This window comes from Bacillus sp. Au-Bac7 (genome assembly GCF_021341655.1).
Taxonomy (GTDB): Bacteria; Bacillota; Bacilli; order Bacillales; family Cytobacillaceae; genus Niallia.
Map to the genome: position 1 here is coordinate 18401 of NZ_JAJTTG010000002.1, position 21039 is coordinate 39439.

The 21039-nt window shown below is 36.5% G+C and carries 23 protein-coding genes; 18 read left to right on the forward strand and 5 right to left on the reverse strand.

The features are described from left to right. Positions 1-82 precede the first annotated feature (82 nt). The 5 genes from LXM54_RS08610 to LXM54_RS08630 all read left to right on the forward strand — a co-directional run bounded on the left by LXM54_RS08610 (position 83) and on the right by LXM54_RS08630 (position 4769). A complete protein-coding gene (locus LXM54_RS08610; protein ID WP_233314813.1) occupies positions 83-1336 on the forward strand; it encodes a DUF445 domain-containing protein in 1254 nt (417 codons plus the stop codon). Positions 1337-1461: 125 nt separating this feature from the next. Next, positions 1462-1947, forward strand: a complete 486-nt coding sequence (locus tag LXM54_RS08615) for a hypothetical protein (protein ID WP_233314814.1) — start codon at positions 1462-1464, stop codon at positions 1945-1947. Positions 1948-2083: 136 nt separating this feature from the next. Continuing rightward, the gene (locus LXM54_RS08620) at positions 2084-3418 is read left to right on the forward strand and encodes a 6-phospho-alpha-glucosidase (RefSeq protein WP_233314815.1); all 1335 of its coding nucleotides are present in this window, start codon (positions 2084-2086) and stop codon (positions 3416-3418) included. A gap of 80 nt (positions 3419-3498) precedes the next feature. Next, positions 3499-4287 carry a MurR/RpiR family transcriptional regulator gene (locus tag LXM54_RS08625; RefSeq protein WP_233314816.1) on the forward strand — a complete coding sequence of 263 codons (789 nt, stop codon included), beginning with the start codon at positions 3499-3501 and terminating at the stop codon, positions 4285-4287. Continuing rightward, positions 4284-4769, forward strand: coding sequence for a PTS sugar transporter subunit IIA (locus LXM54_RS08630; protein WP_233314817.1), 486 nt, complete (start codon positions 4284-4286; stop codon positions 4767-4769). Before LXM54_RS08625 ends, LXM54_RS08630 begins: the two co-directional genes overlap by 4 nt. Positions 4770-4803: 34 nt before the next feature. On the opposite strand, the gene LXM54_RS08635 is transcribed toward LXM54_RS08630, so the two are convergent. After that, entirely contained in the window at positions 4804-5547 is a 744-nt protein-coding gene (locus LXM54_RS08635) for an SDR family NAD(P)-dependent oxidoreductase (protein WP_233314818.1), read from the reverse strand. 223 nt (positions 5548-5770) lie between these two features. Between LXM54_RS08635 and LXM54_RS08640 the strand changes: the two genes are divergently transcribed. The 5 genes from LXM54_RS08640 (at position 5771) to LXM54_RS08660 (ending at position 10517) form a co-directional block, all read left to right on the forward strand. Then, positions 5771-6301: a sugar O-acetyltransferase gene (locus tag LXM54_RS08640; RefSeq protein ID WP_233314819.1), complete on the forward strand. Its 531-nt coding sequence runs from the start codon at positions 5771-5773 to the stop codon at positions 6299-6301. A 160-nt stretch (positions 6302-6461) separates the two neighbouring features. Continuing rightward, complete coding sequence (gene pdxR, locus LXM54_RS08645) at positions 6462-7910, forward strand: MocR-like pyridoxine biosynthesis transcription factor PdxR (RefSeq protein WP_282581442.1); 1449 nt, start codon at positions 6462-6464, stop codon at positions 7908-7910. 4 nt (positions 7911-7914) lie between these two features. Then, positions 7915-8823 (forward strand): D-alanine--D-alanine ligase, encoded by a 909-nt coding sequence (locus LXM54_RS08650; protein WP_233314821.1) that lies wholly within the window; start codon positions 7915-7917, stop codon positions 8821-8823. Positions 8824-8924: 101 nt separating this feature from the next. Next, positions 8925-9803, forward strand: coding sequence for a DMT family transporter (locus LXM54_RS08655; protein WP_233315610.1), 879 nt, complete (start codon positions 8925-8927; stop codon positions 9801-9803). A 276-nt stretch (positions 9804-10079) separates the two neighbouring features. Next, positions 10080-10517 carry a S1 domain-containing RNA-binding protein gene (locus tag LXM54_RS08660; protein ID WP_233314822.1) on the forward strand — a complete coding sequence of 146 codons (438 nt, stop codon included), beginning with the start codon at positions 10080-10082 and terminating at the stop codon, positions 10515-10517. 160 nt (positions 10518-10677) lie between these two features. Here the strand turns inward: LXM54_RS08660 and LXM54_RS08665 are convergent, their stop codons facing one another. Continuing rightward, the gene (locus tag LXM54_RS08665; protein WP_233314823.1) at positions 10678-11556 is read right to left on the reverse strand and encodes a VanW family protein; all 879 of its coding nucleotides are present in this window, start codon (positions 11554-11556) and stop codon (positions 10678-10680) included. Positions 11557-11895: 339 nt separating this feature from the next. On the opposite strand from LXM54_RS08665, the gene LXM54_RS08670 reads away from it, so the two are divergent. Next, positions 11896-12681 carry a class I SAM-dependent methyltransferase gene (locus tag LXM54_RS08670; RefSeq protein WP_311315930.1) on the forward strand — a complete coding sequence of 262 codons (786 nt, stop codon included), beginning with the start codon at positions 11896-11898 and terminating at the stop codon, positions 12679-12681. 38 nt (positions 12682-12719) lie between these two features. On the opposite strand, the gene LXM54_RS08675 is transcribed toward LXM54_RS08670, so the two are convergent. Both LXM54_RS08675 and LXM54_RS08680 read right to left on the reverse strand, forming a co-directional pair. Further along, positions 12720-13874, reverse strand: coding sequence for an MFS transporter (locus LXM54_RS08675; RefSeq protein WP_233314825.1), 1155 nt, complete (start codon positions 13872-13874; stop codon positions 12720-12722). Positions 13875-13927: 53 nt separating this feature from the next. Then, the gene (locus LXM54_RS08680; RefSeq protein WP_233314826.1) at positions 13928-14551 is read right to left on the reverse strand and encodes an RraA family protein; all 624 of its coding nucleotides are present in this window, start codon (positions 14549-14551) and stop codon (positions 13928-13930) included. Between the two features lie 253 nt (positions 14552-14804). On the opposite strand from LXM54_RS08680, the gene LXM54_RS08685 reads away from it, so the two are divergent. The 7 genes from LXM54_RS08685 (at position 14805) to LXM54_RS08715 (ending at position 19962) form a co-directional block, all read left to right on the forward strand. Continuing rightward, on the forward strand, positions 14805-14984 hold the full coding sequence (locus tag LXM54_RS08685; protein WP_233314827.1) for an isocitrate/isopropylmalate family dehydrogenase: 180 nt from the start codon (positions 14805-14807) through the stop codon (positions 14982-14984). A 44-nt stretch (positions 14985-15028) separates the two neighbouring features. Beyond that, a complete protein-coding gene (locus tag LXM54_RS08690) occupies positions 15029-15457 on the forward strand; it encodes a substrate-binding domain-containing protein (RefSeq protein WP_325169571.1) in 429 nt (142 codons plus the stop codon). 25 nt (positions 15458-15482) lie between these two features. Next, positions 15483-15875, forward strand: coding sequence for an aspartate/glutamate racemase family protein (locus tag LXM54_RS08695; RefSeq protein WP_233314829.1), 393 nt, complete (start codon positions 15483-15485; stop codon positions 15873-15875). A gap of 41 nt (positions 15876-15916) precedes the next feature. Next, positions 15917-16156: a hypothetical protein gene (locus tag LXM54_RS08700; RefSeq protein ID WP_233314830.1), complete on the forward strand. Its 240-nt coding sequence runs from the start codon at positions 15917-15919 to the stop codon at positions 16154-16156. A 147-nt stretch (positions 16157-16303) separates the two neighbouring features. Then, positions 16304-17224 carry a hypothetical protein gene (locus LXM54_RS08705; protein WP_233314831.1) on the forward strand — a complete coding sequence of 307 codons (921 nt, stop codon included), beginning with the start codon at positions 16304-16306 and terminating at the stop codon, positions 17222-17224. A 158-nt stretch (positions 17225-17382) separates the two neighbouring features. Further along, positions 17383-19464, forward strand: a complete 2082-nt coding sequence (locus LXM54_RS08710; protein WP_233314832.1) for a TerD family protein — start codon at positions 17383-17385, stop codon at positions 19462-19464. Positions 19465-19809: 345 nt separating this feature from the next. Beyond that, positions 19810-19962 (forward strand): hypothetical protein, encoded by a 153-nt coding sequence (locus LXM54_RS08715; RefSeq protein ID WP_233314833.1) that lies wholly within the window; start codon positions 19810-19812, stop codon positions 19960-19962. A 143-nt stretch (positions 19963-20105) separates the two neighbouring features. On the opposite strand, the gene LXM54_RS08720 is transcribed toward LXM54_RS08715, so the two are convergent. Continuing rightward, on the reverse strand, positions 20106-20921 hold the full coding sequence (locus tag LXM54_RS08720; RefSeq protein ID WP_233314834.1) for an alpha/beta hydrolase: 816 nt from the start codon (positions 20919-20921) through the stop codon (positions 20106-20108). Positions 20922-21039 lie beyond the last annotated feature (118 nt).

Consider the following 21039-nt stretch of genomic DNA (forward strand, 5'->3'; position numbering starts at 1 on the left):
AAATACGATATTTTCTGTGATTGGCGGTTATAATAAGAAAAGAATAGATAAATTTTAATATTATTTAAGGATGAGGAAAAAGATGTCTATGAAAACAAAATCAAAAAAATTAGCTGTATATTCCTTGATTATTATGGGGATTGGTTATATTGCAACAGCACCGTTTGATGATTCTATTTGGATCAGATTGCTGCAAGGCGGATTTGAAGCCGGTCTTGTTGGTGGGTTAGCAGATTGGTTCGCAGTTACCGCATTGTTCCGTCACCCCCTTGGACTGCCGATACCCCATACTGCATTATTGCCTAATAATCGAAAAAGGGTTACAAATGGATTGGTTACAGTCTTGAAAAACGATTGGCTTTCTAAAGAAAGCATCCAAGATAAGATAAAGGATATCTCTTTTACAGATAAGCTCCTTCCAACCATTACAGATCTTATAACGAAAGGTTCTTTAAGAGTTGGAATCATTAAAGGGATTAAGAAGCTTGTTAGCAATATAGAGCTTGAAAAAATGGTCCCGTTTATTAAATCACAAATAACACTGACACTATCTACTGTTGAAGTGAAAAAAATTATTGAAGCGATAAGCTCAAAATTAGTTAATGAAAATTTCGATGAAAAAGTATTAGACCATGTGCTAAAAAAAGCCGATAACTGGTTAAGGCAAGAAGAAACAAAAAGCAAGCTTGGCAGTGTTTCCATGAATGTAATTAACCGGATTGAAGCAGATGGAATGCTTAAATTTGCGTTAAGGTCCATTGAAAGCTTGCTCAGCGAGGAGAAACTTGGCAACATCGTGCAAAATTTACTGTTGAGCGGTGTAAGAAGCTTGCAGCATAAAGGACAGCCAAACCGTGAAGCTTTAGTCCAGTATATTCGCAAAGAAATGGAAGCAATGAATGAGAATGAACAGCTGATAGAGGGAATCGACAAGTGGAAAAATCAGTTGATTTCTGAATGGGATTTAGACAGCACTATAATGGAAAGCCTACAAAAAATACAGCAAAATATCCTGCTTCAATTGGACGATGAAGAGTTTATTGATGCTTATTTGATTCCAATGTGCTTACACTTTCTTGGCATGGTTCAGAGCAACAGCAAGACTATTGATGCATGGTTACAAACGCAAATTACAATCCTGATTGAAAAGAACCATGCAAAAATTGGTGATCTTGTGCAAGAAAACTTAGATAAGCTTGATAACGAAACAATGATTGACATGATTGAAAACAATATTGGAAAAGACTTGCAATGGATTCGTGTTAACGGAGCTATTTGCGGGTTTATTATTGGGATTATCCTGACGGGTATCCATGGTTTAATTCAGTTAATGTAATTAATTAAAAAAAGCTGCGTGAAGCAGCTTTTTTTACTATTTTCTAGCATGTTATCTGAAACCTTTTCCTATTAAAGTGCGTATCTGTTTAAGCATATCTAAAAAGTAAAAGGGAGTTATATAATTTGAAGTTCTTTATATCAGAAGATCACTGGGATCTAGCAGGATATCAACAAAACTTGCAAAGTATTAGCCATCGCTTTGATTCAGACACAGCTGAATTCGTTCTTAATCATTCCTTTCATGATGCCAGCATCAAGGATATGAAACTGGTTAATCATTTTGACAACAACAGCAAGGAGGATATGGAAGACCCAACAACTATCATAATGATTATTAAGCATTATGATGACTTACTGTATGAAGTAATATGGAGCCAAGTTAGAAGGTTTTTCTTTGACTTTGATATTACACGAAATGTGTATGCTAACAGTGATAGCATTGCCTTTGATGGGATGCGAGGTATTGATGAGTGGGGCTATGACGAAATTACCGCTATTGATGATAAGCTGTTATCACATGAAATCGATTTGTTTTCGCAAACAAAAATTATCATTATATGTACAAGTATTCAAATAAAACTTTATACTGGCAAATCTTCAAAGCTTTAAATAGCAGCAAAACGAACCAACCGCTGGGACTTTTCCCAATGTCCTTCGAAACACTTATTTACAATAAAAAATCGAGTATACTCGCCTTAAGGATTAGTTCATACTAATCAATCAAACTAGAGGTGAGGGATTTTTTATGAAAAAGAACTCAGTTGTTATTGCTGGCGGAGGAAGTACTTATACTGCGGGAATTGTGATGATGCTAATTGAAAACCAGGATAAATTTCCTTTAAGAAAGCTGAAGTTTTATGATAACGATAAAGAACGTCAAGAAACAATTGCGAATGCTTGTGAAATTATCATTAAGGAACGTGCTCCTGAAATGGAGTTTGTTGCAACAACAGACCCAGAAACAGCGTTTTCTGATGTTGATTTTGTGATGGCACATATTCGTGCTGGCGGTCTGAAAATGCGTGAACAGGATGAGAAGATTCCTTTAAAATATGGAGTTGTTGGCCAAGAGACATGCGGTCCTGGTGGCATTGCCTATGGAATGAGGTCTATCCCAAAAGTAGTGGAATTAATCGACTATATGGAACAGTATTCACCGAATGCATGGATGTTAAATTATTCAAATCCTGCTTCCATTGTAGCGGAAGCTACCCGGATTTTGCGACCTGACTCAAAAATTATCAATATTTGCGATATGCCTGTAGCTATTAAAAAGTCCATGGCAGACATATTGGGGTTAGAATCTGAAAATGATATAATCGAACGTTACTATGGTTTAAACCACTTCGGCTGGTGGACAGAGCTTTATGATAAAGCGGGCAATGACTTAATGCCACAGCTGAAAGAGCATGTTAAAAAATGGGGCTATGGAGCTAAAAATGACGGCATTAACAATCCGCTGTTAGCTGAATCCAGCTGGATGGATACATTCACAAAAGCAAAAGATATATATGCTGTAGATCCAGACACTTTACCCAACACCTATTTAAAATATTATTTATACCCAGATTATGTTGTCGAGCATTCTAATCCATCCTTTACGAGAGCAAATGAAGTAATGAATCATCGTGAGAAGAATGTGTTTGCAGAATGCAAACGTATCGCCGAAGCTGGTACAGCAGAAGGGACAAGCATTGAAGCAGGAGAGCATGCAGAATTTATTGTTCAGCTTGCCGGTGCCCTTGCGTACAATACGTACGAAAGAATGTTGTTAATTGTTCCAAATAATGGAGCGATTGCCAATGTCGATCCGAATGCAATGGTTGAGATTCCTTGTTTAGTAAGCAAAGCAGGCGTTGAGCCAATATCAATCGGCACCATTCCTCAGTTCCAAAAAGGGTTAATTGAGCAGCAAGTATCTGTTGAAAAATTAGTTGTACAAGCATATTTAGAAAAATCATATCAAAAGCTTTGGCAAGCACTGACACTTTCACGAACAGTGCCAAGTGCAAGTGTTGCAAAAGATATATTGGATGATTTAATTGAAGCAAACAAGGATTTTTGGACAGAGCTTCATTAAGAATAGATGTATTGCTAAAATGAAGTAACAGGGTAAGAAGTTCATACCCTGTTACTTTTTTACAATGGAAGGAGATTCCGATGAGTCTGGAGGAATTAATTAATAATAACTATGACTATTTAAGTGATACAGATTTAACGATTGCTAAATATGTGCTTGCAAATAAAGAAAAAATCGGCAAGCTAGGAATTAATGAATTAGCTAAAAATAGTTTAGCCTCTAAATCATCCATTTTAAGATTTTCCCAAAAGTTAGGGTTTAGCGGCTATAGTGAATTTAAAAATTTTGTAAAATGGGAAATAAATGATTCTGAAGATACTCCAGAGCAGAACGAGCTTTTTGATCAAATTCTCCAAGATGTTCAAAAAACGATGCAATATTTAAATAATGTCGATCTTTTACCCATTTATAAAGCGATTGAAGCAAGTAAAAATATCTATGTTATTTCTACAGGCTTTGCACAGACAAATCAAGCTGCAGAGCTGCAGCGTTTGTTCTTATTGATTGGCAAACCAGTGCAGCTAATTCCGGGAATGTCGCATACGAATGAATATAAGCGTATTATTGAAAAGCTGACAAGCGATGATTTAATTATATTGCTGTCATTGTCCGGAGAAAATCCAAATCTGCAAGGCTTACTGGATATACCAGCAGTAAAAGGAGCAAAAATTATCTCGCTTACCAATTTTAAGAGTAATTGGCTATCAGGGCATTCGGATTTGAATTTATATGCATCAAGTTCAAAGAACCCTAACCCTAAAAATTGGTGGATACAATCAGCGTCGGCTTTTTTCATTGTGGTAGAAGCGTTAGCATTTGGCTATATCGATTATATAAATAGTAAGGGGCAGGAAGGGGAGACTGAATGATGAAAAGGAAAAAAGCACAGGTTTGCATACATAGTCCTATCAGCGGCGAAATCATTCCGTTAGACAGTGTGCCAGATCCTGTATTCTCAAGAAAAGTATTCGGAGAGGGTCTTGCAATCATTCCTGTTAACGGCGATATTCATGCACCAATAACAGGCACAGTGCTCCAAATTTCCGAAGCAAAGCATTCTATTGCCATAATGACAGAAGAGGGACTTGAAGTATTGCTGCAGTTAGGGTTAGAAACAGAAGAGTTAAACGGAGAAGGCTTTCACATTTTGGTTAAGCCTGGGGAGAAGATCCATGCTAGAGACCATATTGGGATATTTAATCTATCCATTCTTGAAGAAAGAGGGAAGGAAATTATTTCGGTGCTTGTTTTTCCTAATTTAGAAGATAAGGACGGAGAAATATTGGTAAAGGGCTTTGGGGAAGTTAGAGCTGGTTTAGAGATAGCTTCTATAAACTACGATAATAAATAACCCTCGATTGCTAACAATCGAGGGTGAATTTTTATTATATTGCAGTATAACCACCATCAACAAACACTGTTGTACCTGTAACAAAGTCGTTTTCTGCTAAGAACACAACAGCATGTGCGATTTCCTCTGGGTTGCCTAAACGGCCAATTGGGTGTTTTGCAACTAAACCATCGTAGAAATCACCTAAAGCTTCTTTGCTAACCATGCCAGACTCGATGAATCCTGGAGCTACTGCATTTACACGAATATTGCGATCTGCATATTCTAAAGCTAATGATTTTGTAATTTGGTTTACTGCTCCTTTACTTGCAGCATATGGAATGGAAGTTGGTTCGCCAACAGATCCTAAGATAGAAGAAGTGCTGATAATAGAACCTCCGCCAGTTTTTAGCATTTCACGAATTGCATATTTTGCACCATAGAATACGCCGTCTTGGTTAATCGCAATTACGCGTTTATATTCCTCAGCTGTTAGCTCATGTGTTGGTTTTTGTACTCCTACACCAGCATTATTAAAGATGATATCTAGTTTGCCAAAATGTTTAACCGTTTCAGCAACTAAATTTTCAACTTCACTTTCTTCAGCTACATTTGCTTTTACAAATAAAACGTCCTCATATTTTTCTTTGAGTTCTTTTTCAACTTCTGCTCCTGCTTCTGCATTATAATCAGCTAAAACAACTTTTGCTCCTTTATCTAGGAAAGCCTTTACAGTTGCTAGTCCAATACCAGAAGCACCGCCTGTAACAATTGCCACTTTGTCTTGTAAGTTTGTCATGAAGAATTCCTCCTATTTATTTCTACGTTTTTTTATTATCTCTTATCTACACTTTTATAGTACTCCTATTGTCGAAACTTGTCAATTAAAGAATCTCAAATTAATATATTTCGTTTATAGAAATAAAAACATCTACATATAATCTAGATAGATATTAGTTTCAGCAGAGAATACGATTAAATACTATGTTAAAATAAGTAAAACCATATAGGAGGACATATATATGAAAGAGAAGATCTTCTATGAACGGGGTACAGCTGATTTAAAAAGAAAGACTATTCGAGCACACAAGCTTGTTCGGGAATTTAATGAAAGTGCAGTGGAAGATTCAGCAAAACGAGAGAAAGTTATAAAGGAGTTATTTGGCAGTGTTGGCGAAAATCCTTCGATTGAACATAATTTCCACTGTGATTTAGGCTACAATATTCATGTTGGTGATAACTTTTACACCGGCTATAATTGCACTATTTTAGATATGGCAGAAGTTAGAGTCGGGGATAACTGTATGATTGGCCCCAATGTTGGAATATATACTGCTGGTCATGCAATTGAACCTAAGGATCGGAATAAAAGTGGGTATGGAATTCCTATTACGATAGGCAACGATGTGTGGATTGGCGGCAGCTGTGTAATTTTGGCTGGGGTCAATATCGGAGATAATTCTATAGTAGCGGCAGGTTCTGTTGTGATAAAAGATGTTCCGCCTAATACAGTTGTTGCTGGAAATCCAGCTAAAGTCATTAAAAACATCTAATACTGAATTTTTTGTAGAGCATAGCTGCCTTCTGGCGGCTTTTTATATTTTACTTAGCCACATAAATCTTCCGAACCACTAAATGTTAAAAATACACTTTAGGTGGACCTTTTGAAAATGCTGTGAGCATGTAAAAATGTAACTTAAGGAGATGAATAAAGTGTTTAATGATTTTAAGCTCGTCGAGGGGCGACCTGTCTATATTCAGCTTAAAGAATATTTAAAAAGAATGATAACTAACGGGCATTTGGTTGAACATCAAAAGCTGCCGTCGACGCGGGAGCTCAGCTCAGAATTATTCATTAGCCGCAATACCGTTTTAACGGCATATGCAGATTTAGAACAGGAAGGACTTATTTATGCGGTAAAGGGAAAGGGTAATTTTGTTAGCCGTGTTGAAACCTTTAAGTCTCCGTCTATACAAGTAAATTGGGCAGAAAAACTGAGTGAGCAAACACTGCTCGCAGAAAAACACGATCTGATGAAGCATGGAGTGCGCCGTAACAAAGATGTGATTTCCTTTAATAGTATCGCACCTGACGAAAAGCTGTTTGATGTCGAAAATTTCAAACGGGCTTTTCTGAATCGAATGGCTATAGAAGGAGACGTTGTCCTGAATTATGGCTATGCCAAAGGGTATAAACCGCTAATCGACTACTTGCTTCATTATATGGAAGTAAAAGGCGTTGATATTAAAGATAAAGATATATTAATTACAAATGGATTTACAGAAGGTCTCGATATTCTGCTTTCATCTCTAAACAGGAAGCAGCGCCGGATTATTTGTGAAAATCCAACCCATCACTCTGCACTTAAATTATTCAGAATGCATGGCTATGAAATTGACGGCATTGACATGGAAGATGACGGCATCAATATTGATATGCTTGAGGACCTCTTGGCAAAAAATAATTATGACTTTGCTTATTTAATACCGTCCTATCATAACCCAACCGGAATTGTTACATCTTCTGAAAAAAGAAAGAAAATAATGGAGCTGTACTCAGCATATCAAATTCCAATTGTGGAAGACGGTTTTAATGAAGAATTGCGGTACTCTGGCGCACATTTAGCGCCATTGGCAGCATTCGCGGGGAACGGCAATAATGTCATTTATACAAGCAGCTTCTCTAAAATACTGTTCCCAGGTTTAAGAGTCGGCTGGATTTTAGCAGACAAAGAGTTAATTTATTATTTGGAGAGCATGAAAAGAGCTCGTACCATTCATACATCTACTCTAGATCAGGCAATATTGTATCAGTATTTAAATGATGGCTACTTTGAAAAATATATAAAAAAAGCAAGATCTGTTTATAAGAAAAAGTATGAATTGGCAGTTCAGTATTGTAATAAATACATTCCATTGCGAAGAATAACCGGCGATGGCGGTCTCCATCTATTCATTGAATTGGATAAGTCGATCGATTCACAAGAGCTCTTAAAGAAATGTTCTCAAAAAGGCGTGGTTTTTGCCCTTGGAAATGATTTTTATACAGACAACAGCGGAAATCATACAATGCGGTTAGGATTTTCGAGACTAAAGGAAGAAGACATTATTACTGGGATTAAACTGATAGGAGAAACCTTAAAAAAACATTATGGAGGTTAGAAGAATGAGAGTTGGCGTAATAATGGGTGGAATTTCATCCGAAAAACAAGTTTCTTTGATGACAGGGGAAGAAATGATTGCGCATTTAGACAAAAATAAATATGAGATAATCCCAATTTGTCTTGAGCATAAAGAAGAAATAATCGCTAAGGCAAAAAATCTGGATGTCGCACTTCTGGCGCTTCATGGCAAATTTGGAGAGGATGGTGTTATTCAAGGCACTCTGGAAACGATGGGTGTTCCTTATACAGGCAGCGGTGTGCTTTCCAGCAGTTTATGCATGGATAAAAATATCTCGAAAAAAATCATCCGCTATGAAGGCGTGTCAACGCCAGACTGGATTCATCTTACTAAGGCAGAACTTAAGATAGAGAAAATAGAACAGATGGGTTATCCGGTGATTGTAAAACCTAATTCTGGCGGGTCAAGTGTAGGAGTGAAAATTGTCTATGACCGAAAAAACTTACTAGCCGCCATTAATGAAGTATTTAAATGGGACACTGAAGCAATTGTTGAAAAACATATCAAGGGTGAAGAGATTACTTGTTCCATCCTAAACGGAGAGCTTTTACCTGTCATATCAATTCGCCATAAAGGAGAGTTTTTTGATTATAACTCGAAATATGATGACACAGCTACTGTGGAAGAAGTAGTCCAGCTGTTGCCAGAAATGGAAGCACGCGTTTTTTCTGCTGCGATGAGCTGTTATCAGTCTTTAAAATGCAGCATTTATGCACGAGTAGATATGATGCTAGAAAGTGGGATTCCATATGTCCTTGAAGTTAATTCATTGCCAGGTATGACGAAGAACAGCTTGCTGCCAAAAAGTGCAGAGTCTGCAGGAATTTCCTACAGTAAGCTCCTTGATTTAATCATCGAGTCTTCCATTAAGGAAAGGAAAATGCATGCATGATGCATAAGTTTACCGATCTCCAACATTAAATAGGGAATACTACAAAGAATTACTACTATGTAATAAAGAAAGGCAGGCAAACATAGTTGGCTAGAGAAAAAATGGGTATGCTGCTTGGATTAGTTGGTGTCATTTGCTTTAGTTTAACACTCCCTGCTACTAGTGTTGCAGTTGATTACTTTGGAACGACAGTTGTCGGGTTAGGAAGAACAGTTTTCGCCGCTATTTTAGTTGTAATCGTATTGATTGTCCACAAGGAAAAGCTCCCTTCCTTTCACCAATTCAAAAGTCTTATTATCGTTGCACTAGGAGCAGTGTTAGGGTTTCCGCTCCTAACGTCCTGGGCAATGGAGTCTTTGCCAGTTTCTCATGGAGCTGTTGAAGTAGCTCTGCTGCCATTAGCAACAGCTGGGTTTGCCATATACAGAGCAGGCGAAAGGCCTTCTCTTAAATTCTGGCTTTCAAGCTTCATAGGTTCTGCTGCTGTTGTTATCTATGCGCTGAATTTAGGGTTCGGCCAATTACAATTAGCTGACATTGCCCTGCTTGCCGCAGTAATACTGCTCGGATTTAGTTATGCAGAAGGCGGAAAGCTCGCAAAAGAACTAGGAAGCTGGCAAGTGATTGCCTGGGCAATTATAATTGGCGCTCCCTTTTTTATTATCCCAGTTGCCATGCATTTAACAGCTGATATGCTTCACGCACCATTCACCGCGTGGCTCAGTTTAAGTTATCTCGCAGTTGTAAGTCAATTTCTAGCTTATGTCGCCTGGTATAGCGGAATGGCAATCGGCGGGATCGCCAGAGTTAGTCAAATTCAATATTTGCAACCGTTTTTTATGATATTGTTTTCAGCTGTTTTCTTAGGAGAGACTATTTCTGTTGTAACAATTGTGATTGCTGTAATCGTTGTTCTCTCTGTAATTATTGGCAAAAAAACAACTGATGGTAAAAATTTTATTAAAAATGACAAGGGATAATCTTAAGCTGCCAATTGGCGGCTATTTTATTGGGTTTTTTAGGACATTAAAAAGGGAAAATCAACAAAATGACAGAAGTGTTTTTATTTTATTAACGATACTTTCAGTCAGAGTGTTGATACTGATATTATGGCAGTTCTATCGTTAAACTTGAATTAATATTAAATGCAGCCGACATGACAGAGCAGGAAATGATACATTGGGAAAGCGTCTTGTCAACAAATCGAATTTTTGTTATAATTAGTTGTTTTGTATAAGATAAGGAGGCAAAAGATATTGTCTATTGAAATAGGAAGTAAATTGCAAGGTAAAGTAACTGGTATTACTAATTTTGGAGCATTCATTGAGTTACCTGAGGGAAAAACAGGACTTGTGCATATTAGTGAAGTGGCAGACAGCTATGTAAAAGATGTAAATGATCATCTGAAAATTGGTGATATGGTACAAGTAAAGGTTTTAAGTGAAAAAGAAGGAAAGATTGCTTTATCTATTAAGCAAACGATAGAAAAGCCGGAAGGTCAGTCTTCTTATAAACCACGAACTCGCCCAGCACAAGGACGTGGAAACAATGACCGTTCTAAAGGGAATTTTAAACCAAAAGAAACATTTGAAGATAAAATGGCAAAATTCCTAAAGAGCAGTGAAGAGAGCTTATCATCTCTTAAACATAATACAGAAGGTAAAAGAGGTGGACGAGGAGGCAGGCGTGGATAATAATGCATGTTTTAGCTCTTATTAATGTTAAATAATGATGAGCTTTATACTTGCGCGCTTGCAACTGCAATAGAGTCTACTTGATATCTATCTTTGATGGGTTACTTTGATTCATAAAAAATACTCCCAAGTTAGTTAACTTGGGAGTATTTTTGTTTTTCTAAGGAAGATATGGCACCTGCTTAGGTGTGTATGTAATTACATCAGAAGAATAAATATCCACTTTAATATGGTTATTGATGGATCGAGCAAGTATGAGTATTGGCTGATTATAATCATTTTTAAAAACCAAATCAGGTCCATCCCAGCTTACAGTGGCATCTCGATTAACAGGAACGTAAGAAACACCTCTGCTATGTGTAAATCGCTGGACAATATTTAAGCCTGCGTTATCGACTGCATTAAATAGAGTAGAGGAAACTTGGCAAATTCCTCCCCCAAATTGTTCAGAGTATTCCCCGTTTACAATGGCTGTAGATGGTAAATAACCTCGTTCCATTGTTCTTTCACCAACCACTTTATTAAACGAAAAGCTTTCCCCTGGAAATAGGACATAATTATTGATTGCTTTTGCAGCAAGATTAATATTGTTATTACGTTCTTTGTTATATGGATTAAAGAAAGTAATATACTGTCCAATTTTTTCTCCTCTAATATTGCCGAGCAATTCACTATCTACTCGAGGATAATTGGCTCTTATAGGAATATCCAGCGCAGCTGAACCGTTAGAGAAAAAATAGTCATACACCTTATCTGTAAAAACGGCCCTGTTTAATCGGTAGCCAACCTGTTCTGAGATAATACTGCCGTTTGTATCAATAATCGCATTTTTAGGTTTTTTACTTATTTGCTGATCTATTTCATCCATAAAACTCTCCAGCTTATCTGTATCTAAAAAAGGCAATACAGGGTATTGCATGGAAAAGTTAGAACGATTAACTACAAACATTTCCTCGCCTTTGTTAGTAATTATTAAATCATCTGTCATCGTCATTTGTTGAGTATACATGATTAGTGCAAGCATCCAACTAAAATACATATCCAAAAACCCCCTATAATAAGTATGAAATGAAAGCCTGCATTTTATGTAGTCTAAAATGCTACGAATACTAACAAGGATGTCATCATGTATTGGTAGACGTTCTCATTCTTCCATTGATAAGTAATAGTAAGAGGGATGAATTTGGAATAGCCTGCCATTTGTGGTAATGGCTATAGTATTAGGTATAACGCATCTTTTGTGCGGGTATGCGGATTTTTTATTATTGTTTTTAAGAAGAAAATGCAGCGTAATAATTAAATGTTATGGAGAACCATTAGTATTTCCGATGATAATCTTCATTAATATGATTGTATAGTATAGGTAGAGGTGATGAGAATGAATGATAAAAACTTCAATGATGTAAAGGCGGAGGTAAAGCTACAATTTGGAAAGAACGCTAAAAAATATGTAGAAAGCAAAAGCCATTCAAAAGGAGAAGACTTACAACTTTTGCTAGAATGGACTGCGCCGAAAGAGAGTTGGACTGTCTTAGATATAGCTGCTGGGGGCGGTCATGTTACAAAGCTCTTAGCTCCTCAAGTTAAAGAAGTGTATGCAACAGATTTAACAGTTGAAATGTTAAAGGAAGCAAAACAGTTCTTAGATGTATATGCATCCAATATACACTTCATTGTGGCAGATGCTGAAAATCTGCCGTTTTTAGACGAAAGCTTTGATTTAGTGACATGCAGAATTGCGGCACACCATTTTCCGGATGCCAAGGAATTTTTAAAAGAATCACATCGGGTTCTTAAACCGGGAGGAAAGCTGCTATTAATTGATAATATAGCACCAGATGAGAGTAACTTTGATGAGTTTATTAATACATTAGAACGATTACGCGACAGCAGTCATGTTCGCTGTTACACGCGGAATGAGTGGGAAAGCTGGATTGACGAGACTGGTCTTGTCCTTGTGAAATCCAAAGTTAGAAAGAAACAGATGGAATATAAAAGCTGGGTAGAACGAACAACATCTTCTCTAGAGCAGATTAAGAAAGTTGCAAAGTACATCGATAATACTGAAGTAAATGTACTAGATTACTTTGGGTTTCAATTGGAGGAAAGTGAGGTGCTCTCCTTTAAACTCGATGAATGGATGGTGCTTTTGGAGAAGAAATGAACACGAAAAAGATAAGCTGCCACCAGCTTATCTTTTTATTATTTGTTTATTTCAACTGTACCTCCACCATTAGTCTTGTTTTCTTTAATAAACCAAGAACCACCAATTAAGAAAAAGCCGCTAAAAAGAAAAACAGATAAAATTCCCATCCACGTGCCTACTATTCCGAAAAATATTGGTGCAATTAATTGGGATAGTCTATTGGTAGAAAGTCTTAACCCTAGCACTTCCCCAGTTCTGTTTAACGGTGAAGCGTTATAAGTAGTAGTCAGAGATAACGGCTGGCCACAGCCAAGACCAAAGCCCATCAAGCAGCTAAAGACACAATAAAAAGTCAGACTTCCGGTAAATGGAATAAGCAGAAAAGATGCACCGGCCAGCAGAACAGAGATAAATAAAATATAGTCTCTGCCCATAATTAAAAGCAGTCTCGGTAAAATAAAGCGAATTATAATCATCGCTAATCCTTGTAATGAAATAACGAGCCCAATTTGTGAATTGGATAAATGTGACTCCTTTGCAAGAATAGGAAAATAGGCAACGAAAATATCTCTAGAATACAAAACTAAGGCACTTGAAAATAAAGCCTTCTTTAATAAGGGTATTTTTAATAACCCAATTGATTCGATAATGCTTTTCTTCTCACCCACATCCTTTTTAATGGCAGGTATTTTTAAGCTTATGATAATAGGCAGGATAGATAATAGCAGGGAAATGAGAAACACACTATTATAATTATAGTGTTCAGAGATATATCCCCCAAGCATCGGACCTAATACAGAAGCAGCAGCAACTGCCATGCCAAACATACTGAAATATTGATCTCGATTCGATTCGGTAGCTATAGTACCTATAACATTTTGCAGAGAAACAGCGATAAAAATATTCGATATCCCTACAATTAACTGACTAATATACAAAGCCGAAATAGAGGTGGAAAAGTATGGGAAAAACATACCTACAGCTAATCCAATCATCCCAAAAATAACCGGATAACGATCTCCATACTTATCAGCTATTCTGCCAGCATGTAAAGCAAAAAGAAGTGGGAAGAAGGAGAACGCAGCGGTTAATATACCTATTTCAAATGTATTTGATCCTAAGTCAGATGCATATAACGTAATAATTGGACGAGTAATATTAATAATTAATTGAAAAGCAAAAACAGAAAATATTATTATTCTCAACATCATATTTATCTCCCCATAATAAAAAGGAAGAGCAGATGTCTTCCTTTCATGAATACTTATTTTGCAGAATGAATCATTTGATCAAGATATATAATAATTTCTTCTTTATTGCCTGAGATTTGTTCTTCTCTTGCTTTATCTTTTTCCACTCTATCAAGTGAGTTTGCCAATATTTCTTCTTCCTGTTCCTGTGGAATTACGACAACACCGTCAATATCGCCGACAATGATATCACCTGGTTTTACCGTAACACCTCCGCAAGAAATCGGGATATTAATCTCTCCCATGCCAGCTTTTCCTCCAGCTGCTACAGTTGTCCCTTTACAAAAAACAGGGAAATCGAGATCTCTAATGCCATTTATATCTCGGATTGCACCATCTACAACAAATGCACCAGCCCCAAGCGTTTTTGCCATACCAATTACAAAGTCCCCGGCAGCAGCTCTGTATGTATCTCCCTTAGCATCGACAATAATAACATCATTAGGTTTTGACTCTCTGATGGCTTTTAGAACGGCCAAATTATCACCAACTGGAATTTTAACAGTAAGTGCTCTGCCAGCAAAAGAATATTCATCCTTAATTGGCTTTATAGAAGGGTCCAGATTATTTAATCCATTCATAGAATCGGAAATCGATGTAGTAGGAATGCCTTTAAATTGCTCTATTATGTTCTCCATAAGCCTCTCCCTTGTTATTATATTTTCTACCATTATACAAAAAAACCACTATATTATAGAAATCAATATAAGTTATTGTTATCGATAAAAAAAAGTAATGGTTAATATGATCACACCGGTGGATAGGAAAATAAAAAATAGTTATGGATAAACATAAAAAAGCGATATTTCATTTATCGTTAGCTTTATATTACAGTGATAGTAGAAATTCAATATTGAAAATCTATAAGCACAAACGAAATAGGGAGATGAGATGATGAAGGCATATAAGTTAGGAGTATTACAAGGTGATGGCATTGGGCCAGAAATTGTAAGCGCTACAGTAAAGGTTTTTAAAGCAGCTGCACAAGAGTTAGATGTAAAGTTTGATTGGATAGAGCTTCCAATGGGGTGGGAAGGAATTGAAAAGATGGAATTGGTCCTGAAATTGTAAAAGCATAAATTCATATTGGATTTGTAAGAGGAGATTACAAGTGGATTGGAGGAAAAAGATTATTACTAGAAGAGAACTTATCATTAGTATCTTATAGTAAAATCGATTTGGCAGAACTTCCAACATTACCCCGAATTGATTATATATGTGATGTTAAACTTCAAGATATGATAGATACATGGTGGTCAGAGAACTTTTCCGTTCCCCCGAAAGTTGGAATTAAAGTAGATAAAACAGACACTTGCAGGGAAATGGTAGCACATGATTTAGGGTATGCGATAATGCCCAGCTTAGTTATTAAAAACACAGAGAATTTATATCAGCTGCCCTTAAATGATAAAGATAATAATCCAATAACTAGACACACTTGGATGTTCTACAATCAAGATGACTATAATTTGAAATTAGTAAGAACCTTCATTGAGTTTATGGACGAAATAAACTTCCAAGATATGATATCTAAACAAAATTAAATTTTAAAGTGATGGAGTGTAGAACATGAACAAATATAAAGTCGGTTTAATCCATGCTACACTAAATTCTGTTAACCCAATACTGGAAGCTTTTGCGAAGAATTTTCCTGATATAGAAACGATTAATTTCATGGATGAGGGACTGCTCAGAGCGCTAGATAAAGAAGGAGAAATTACAGCAGCATTAGTAGAACGCTTTGCGAGTTTGCTAGAACGAGCGGTGGATACAGAAGTAGATGGAATCCTTCTATCCTGCTCTGCTTACAGTCCGACAATTACCGAAATGCGCAAAAGGTTTCCGCAGCTTCCAATTGAAAATGTAGATGATGCCATGATTGAACAAGCCGTTAAGCTGGGGAGTAAAATAGGTGTCGTTGCAACAGTAGCTACTGCTGTCCGACTACGGAAAAAGCAGTAAAAGACAAGGCTGATATCTTGGGAAAAGAGGTAGAGGTTTTAGTGGAAGTTAATACAGAAGCATTTGCTGCTCTAAATAACAAAGAATTTGAATTGCATGACAGCCTTATTGCAAGCAGTGTAGAAAAGCTTCTCAATAATCAAGTAGATCTAATCATACTGGCTCAACTTTCAATGGCAAGAGCAAAGACTGCTCTAAAGCATGTTGCCATTCCGATTTTAACTAGTCCAGAAATTAGTTCTAATAAGATTGTTAGTGAAATCGAAGCATTTTACCGCTAAAATAAGTGAGACCTTCATTAGAATGAAGGTCTTTTTTCATTATCAAAATAACTTTCTATAAATGAATTATAATTGCCATGTTATACTTGTATTGGAATTATAATACATATATCTGGAGTGAGACAGCATTCCAGACAGGGGGACTTGATGATTTCATCTATTGTTTACATAGTGTTAGTAGTTGGGGGATTATTGTATTTAATCAAGAAAAAGAGTGATTCAGAAGCCTATTTTTCTTTAAAAATAATTGGCTATTATATATTAGGTGTATTTGCATTTAAATTTAATGGAATTGCCTTACCGCTTGGCTTTATCATTTATTTACTGTTTTTCCGACCTAAGTTAAATACGCCTATTAAACGTCAAGCAGCCATCTTTGGTTTCATTATATTTATAATCGTACAATGGATCACACCAATTGCTGTAGATAAATGGGAGAGCCGCACGATAAATCTTGAACATGAAATTGGTTCGGTATATAAGCTTAATTTTGATAAAGAGAACGATTTGGTTATGAAGAAATTAAAACTTAAAGATGGTGAAATTAAGCTCACAAATTTTAACTTGCAATATACTAAATCAGGCAAGCCGACAGAATTAAGCTGGGATTTAATTCAGCAAGATCACTTTGACATAGTATATTATAGTATTAATTATGTAGTGGATAAGAATAGGTATGAAATTTCTAAAAGTCATTTTGAAGCCTGGGATAATCTTATTTCTTTAGTAGATGCCAAGTATTTCTTTGTAAATATGAACGCGCTTAATATTGCAGACATTACAAATGCTAAAGGAAGTTTGTCTACTTTTGCGATACACAGCTTTGGCGAAAGAACGCAATATGGTTTTGCTGAAAATGAACCTCATGTTATTTCAAATGGAGAAATAAAGAAATTAGATGAAAAGCAGTTACCAGTTGAAGGTTTTTCTATCTCAACATATGCTCTGAAAAAAATGAGTGAAGAGACAGATGAGCAAGGTAATATTACTCAAGAGGGATGGGAAGGTACAGCAACAACTGATTATCTCTTTGATATAACTGCTGTTGAGGAAGAAGAAGAATTTTAGTAGTAGATTACCATATACAAAGGCAAACCTTTCAAAGGTTTGCCTCTCTTTATTATTAAACTGAGTTTCCATATTATATTAATTATGTAAGTTATTATTTTATTTTTTTACTAAATGATGATATAACTAGAAAGGTATTTATTTATAAGAGGTGAATAATGATTAATCAAATCTACTTACGAAGAAAAAATAAACTCATCCTAACCAAAGGCAATGACCATACGCCTAATCTCCATTACATAGCCACCATCTTAGCCAATTTTGAATCACTAGGCTACACATTTTCTAAATCTATCATTGATACACTATATACATATTCCGCAAACCAGCTTAATGAATTCTATTTATCCACCATCGATAATTTGAAAGAATTATTGGGTGCAAATAAGACCTATAAGCCAATGTATCCGAACTTTCCGCAGCAGGTGATGGAAGCGAGCGATGCAGAACTATTTGTAAACGCGCTTATACATTATTTGTCAGAGGGGACAATATTGCCTGAATATGAGCAACAGACAAGACTGCCGTTGTATGACAGAACAGAGCAAAAAGTGATAGCCCTTGGTTCGACTGACGATTTTTTGATGATTTTCCGAAACTTGCTTTCTTCAAAAACGTCCCTTTCAGCAACTGACAAGGCAGACTTGGAGTATGCCTTCTCAAGCTTTCCTGAAATGGCCTGGCAGCTTATACCGCGAGAAGTGCCTTTGAAGGAGAATATTGCTTTACTTGGAAAGTTATTATTGGAGAACAACTTAGATCATAAGATTCTGTTTCAATATGTTAAAACAGCTACAGATGTCCTGCGGATTGCTGTGTCTCTTTCGGATGGGGATGTCAGCTTAGCTGCAAGTACACGATTTAAGAGCTTTAAAAGAAAGGAGAGACGTTTACTTCTAACGCTTCTTGAAAACTGCGGCAATATCGAAGAGGATATGAAAAGGTATAAGAACAGATGGATTAGGTTAGGAGAGCGGCTCCATCCAGGAGAATATAAGCAATTTAAAAAGGCGAACGAAGCTTTTTTCAAGCTGAGAAATAATGAGCATATTCCTACATTTAATGGTCTTGTTGCAGAGGCACTGTGCACAAAGCGAATGGATGATGCTATGACTTTTTTGTCTGAAAGACCAGGTGAATTTGCGCGCAAGCTTGATCACCTATTAAGACTTCATCACCAGCCTGAGATTGTGATCGAGAATTTTAAGGCAATTGCTGAAAAAGTAGAAACGACGGTGCTGTTGCAAGTAAGAGAACATTTTAAAAACAGGAATGCAGGAAATGAAAAAAGATCATTTTTTCCTAAAGGAAATGTAGCGAAGATGTTTGTAATAGACAATAATCTCCCTGACATTGCAGAGGAAGTTTGTGAGGAAATTGTGTGCATTTGTGACAACAGTTTAATCAGTATTTATAAGCAAAGGGGTCCGATTGGAAAGGTTTATTTGGACGAAGCACTAAAAAATTATCTTGTGCCATTTTCCCAGCGCTCCGCTAATAAGTCGGTTAAAGCTGTTGTGAGAGGATCTAAGCTGGATGTGGCAGAGTCCATGAAGACAATTAGAACTTTTCTTTATTGGAAAGACGGCTCGAAAGATTGGGGCACAGATATCGATTTATCCGCCGTTATGTATGATGAAGCCTGGGGATATTTGGAACATGTTTCGTATACGAACTTAAGATCAGCTAAGTATAAATCGAGTCATAGTGGTGATATTACTTCAGCACCAGCAGGCGCAAGTGAGTTCATTGATTTGGATATACAGTCGGTCCGTAATTTCGGCGGAAGGTATATTGTCTTTTCTATCCATTCTTTTAGCGGTGAGGCATTTAATGAGCTTCCAGAATGCTTTATGGGCTGGATGAGCAGAGAAAATCCTAATTCCGGGGAAATATATGAGCCAAAAACAGTCGAGAATAGAATGGATATTACATCTGATTCTAAGATATGTATTCCAATGATACTTGATTTACAGGATAATAAAATTATTTGGACAGATGTTGCACTTCGAACGGATCCATATTTTGCTAATAATGTAGAAGAAAATCAAATGGGAATGGTGTTGATGGGAAAGGCATTAACTTCACTTGTCAAACCGAATTTATATGATTTATTTAAACTTCATATTGAGGCACGAGGAGAGTTTTGTGCTACAATAGAGGAAGCAGATTTAATTTTCTCTGTTGATAAAGGGATTACTCCTTTTGATCTTGATCTCATTGTTTCAGAATATCTATAGTATGAATACATATTGGGCTATTATCTATCTTCCTTCTAACTCTTATATCTTGTAAATCGTTAGATGGATTGCTTTCCCAATTAATATAAAGGCTATGCTATACCTTCCTTCTTAAACTCTTAAGTTTTATCGAACTTAGGTATGGCAGTTTCCTTTATAAAGTCAGGCTTTATAATAAGCCTGGCTTTATTTATTGTTGTTAGGTGATTTATCCTAATTTATGAAACTATTTGGAATGTAAAGAAAAACCTACCAAAAAAGTGTATAATAGAAGTGAACTACATATATTTGATGCGGGTGGTGCTGGTCACTCTTTCCCTTATGGTGAAGGAGGTGAACACGCCAATGGATTTTCTAAAGACTCTGCTGGAGAATACTGTCACAGTATTTTTCACTGCTTTTGCTGCAGCTTACGCACAGCGCTTAGCGGGCAAAAGGAAAAAAGAGCAAAGAAAAACCACCCCGCGCCACAAACGTAAGGGTGGTTCTTCTCGCTAATCTAATATATTAGCCTGACCGCACCGCCCGATATGGCAGTAGTTCAGGGCCAAGGAGTTACCCGCTCCTTGGCTTTTTCTAGTTTATGCTTATAGTTACATATTATACCCAAGCTACTATTAATTCAAGCAAAACAGTATAGTTTATTTAATTTGCTGTTTAATATCATTCATGAACAAAATCGTTTTGTTAATGAGCGGCAGGAGAACTGTCGTGTGATCCTCTCCTGGAAATTCGAGAAATTCACTATCAAACTTAGCAGAAACATGTGTTTGAAGTTCATCATTAAGTTTCTTCGCTTTTTCATTCATTTGTGAAAAATGATCTCTTTCCAATTCTCCGCTTGTGATAAGGAGCTTCGCTTTCGGCTCAGTTTCCATAAACTTTTGCTTTGCAGTATTTAAAAAGTCTTCATTCCAATGGATGGAGGGGCTGCTTGCCACATAATACTGAAAGGAAGAAGACGAAGTAAATAATGCAGAAAGTACGAATAAACCGCCAAGAGAATGACCGACAATCGTCTGTTTTTCGGTATTAACCTCATATTTTTGTTCAATTTGGGGCTTAAGTTGTTTTTCAATAAAAGAAAGAAACAAGCTTCCGCCGCCCCCTGGTGGAAAGTCCCTGTCTATGGGATGGTAGGATAAGAAATCTATCTCAGGTGAGAAGGTAAAGTCAAAATATCTACTGTCATTAAATGGTTCTGTTGTTTCATAACCGATGCCCACAATAATATGCGGTTTTTTTCCTGTAATCTCTCCCCGTCTAGTCTGCAGATTCATACTTTCTGTGAAACTGGCAAAGATAGAGTTTCCATCTAGTACATATATAAGTGGAAAACCATCTTCAGGCGCAGGTGAATCAGGAACAGATACGAATATTTTATATAATTGCTGATTTCCTTGTGACAAGATAGACCAGCATTCTGTATGCGGCAAGGTATATGGTTCTGTCTTCATACTTTCCTCCGTTTCATTTAAGTGCAGGCTATCTTTATTAATTGGTTAAATTTTGGTATTATTAATGAAAATGATTATCAATATCATCAAATATTTTAAAGGGAACTGGTGAGGAAAA

Bases quoted from the DNA above. Each gene is read 5' to 3' on its own strand.
- LXM54_RS08610 (WP_233314813.1), top strand. From the start codon at position 83: ATGTCTATGAAAACAAAATCAAAAAAATTAGCTGTATATTCCTTGATT.
- LXM54_RS08620 (WP_233314815.1), top strand. From the start codon at position 2,084: ATGAAAAAGAACTCAGTTGTTATTGCTGGCGGAGGAAGTACTTATACT.
- LXM54_RS08625 (WP_233314816.1), top strand. From the start codon at position 3,499: ATGAGTCTGGAGGAATTAATTAATAATAACTATGACTATTTAAGTGAT.
- LXM54_RS08630 (WP_233314817.1), top strand. From the start codon at position 4,284: ATGATGAAAAGGAAAAAAGCACAGGTTTGCATACATAGTCCTATCAGC.
- LXM54_RS08635 (WP_233314818.1), bottom strand. From the start codon at position 5,547: ATGACAAACTTACAAGACAAAGTGGCAATTGTTACAGGCGGTGCTTCT.
- LXM54_RS08640 (WP_233314819.1), top strand. From the start codon at position 5,771: ATGAAAGAGAAGATCTTCTATGAACGGGGTACAGCTGATTTAAAAAGA.
- LXM54_RS08650 (WP_233314821.1), top strand. From the start codon at position 7,915: ATGAGAGTTGGCGTAATAATGGGTGGAATTTCATCCGAAAAACAAGTT.
- LXM54_RS08655 (WP_233315610.1), top strand. From the start codon at position 8,925: ATGGGTATGCTGCTTGGATTAGTTGGTGTCATTTGCTTTAGTTTAACA.
- LXM54_RS08665 (WP_233314823.1), bottom strand. From the start codon at position 11,556: ATGTATTTTAGTTGGATGCTTGCACTAATCATGTATACTCAACAAATG.
- LXM54_RS08670 (WP_311315930.1), top strand. From the start codon at position 11,896: ATGAATGATAAAAACTTCAATGATGTAAAGGCGGAGGTAAAGCTACAA.
- LXM54_RS08675 (WP_233314825.1), bottom strand. From the start codon at position 13,874: ATGATGTTGAGAATAATAATATTTTCTGTTTTTGCTTTTCAATTAATT.
- LXM54_RS08680 (WP_233314826.1), bottom strand. From the start codon at position 14,551: ATGGAGAACATAATAGAGCAATTTAAAGGCATTCCTACTACATCGATT.
- LXM54_RS08685 (WP_233314827.1), top strand. From the start codon at position 14,805: ATGATGAAGGCATATAAGTTAGGAGTATTACAAGGTGATGGCATTGGG.
- LXM54_RS08695 (WP_233314829.1), top strand. From the start codon at position 15,483: ATGAACAAATATAAAGTCGGTTTAATCCATGCTACACTAAATTCTGTT.
- LXM54_RS08705 (WP_233314831.1), top strand. From the start codon at position 16,304: ATGATTTCATCTATTGTTTACATAGTGTTAGTAGTTGGGGGATTATTG.
- LXM54_RS08710 (WP_233314832.1), top strand. From the start codon at position 17,383: ATGATTAATCAAATCTACTTACGAAGAAAAAATAAACTCATCCTAACC.
- LXM54_RS08715 (WP_233314833.1), top strand. From the start codon at position 19,810: ATGGATTTTCTAAAGACTCTGCTGGAGAATACTGTCACAGTATTTTTC.
- LXM54_RS08720 (WP_233314834.1), bottom strand. From the start codon at position 20,921: ATGAAGACAGAACCATATACCTTGCCGCATACAGAATGCTGGTCTATC.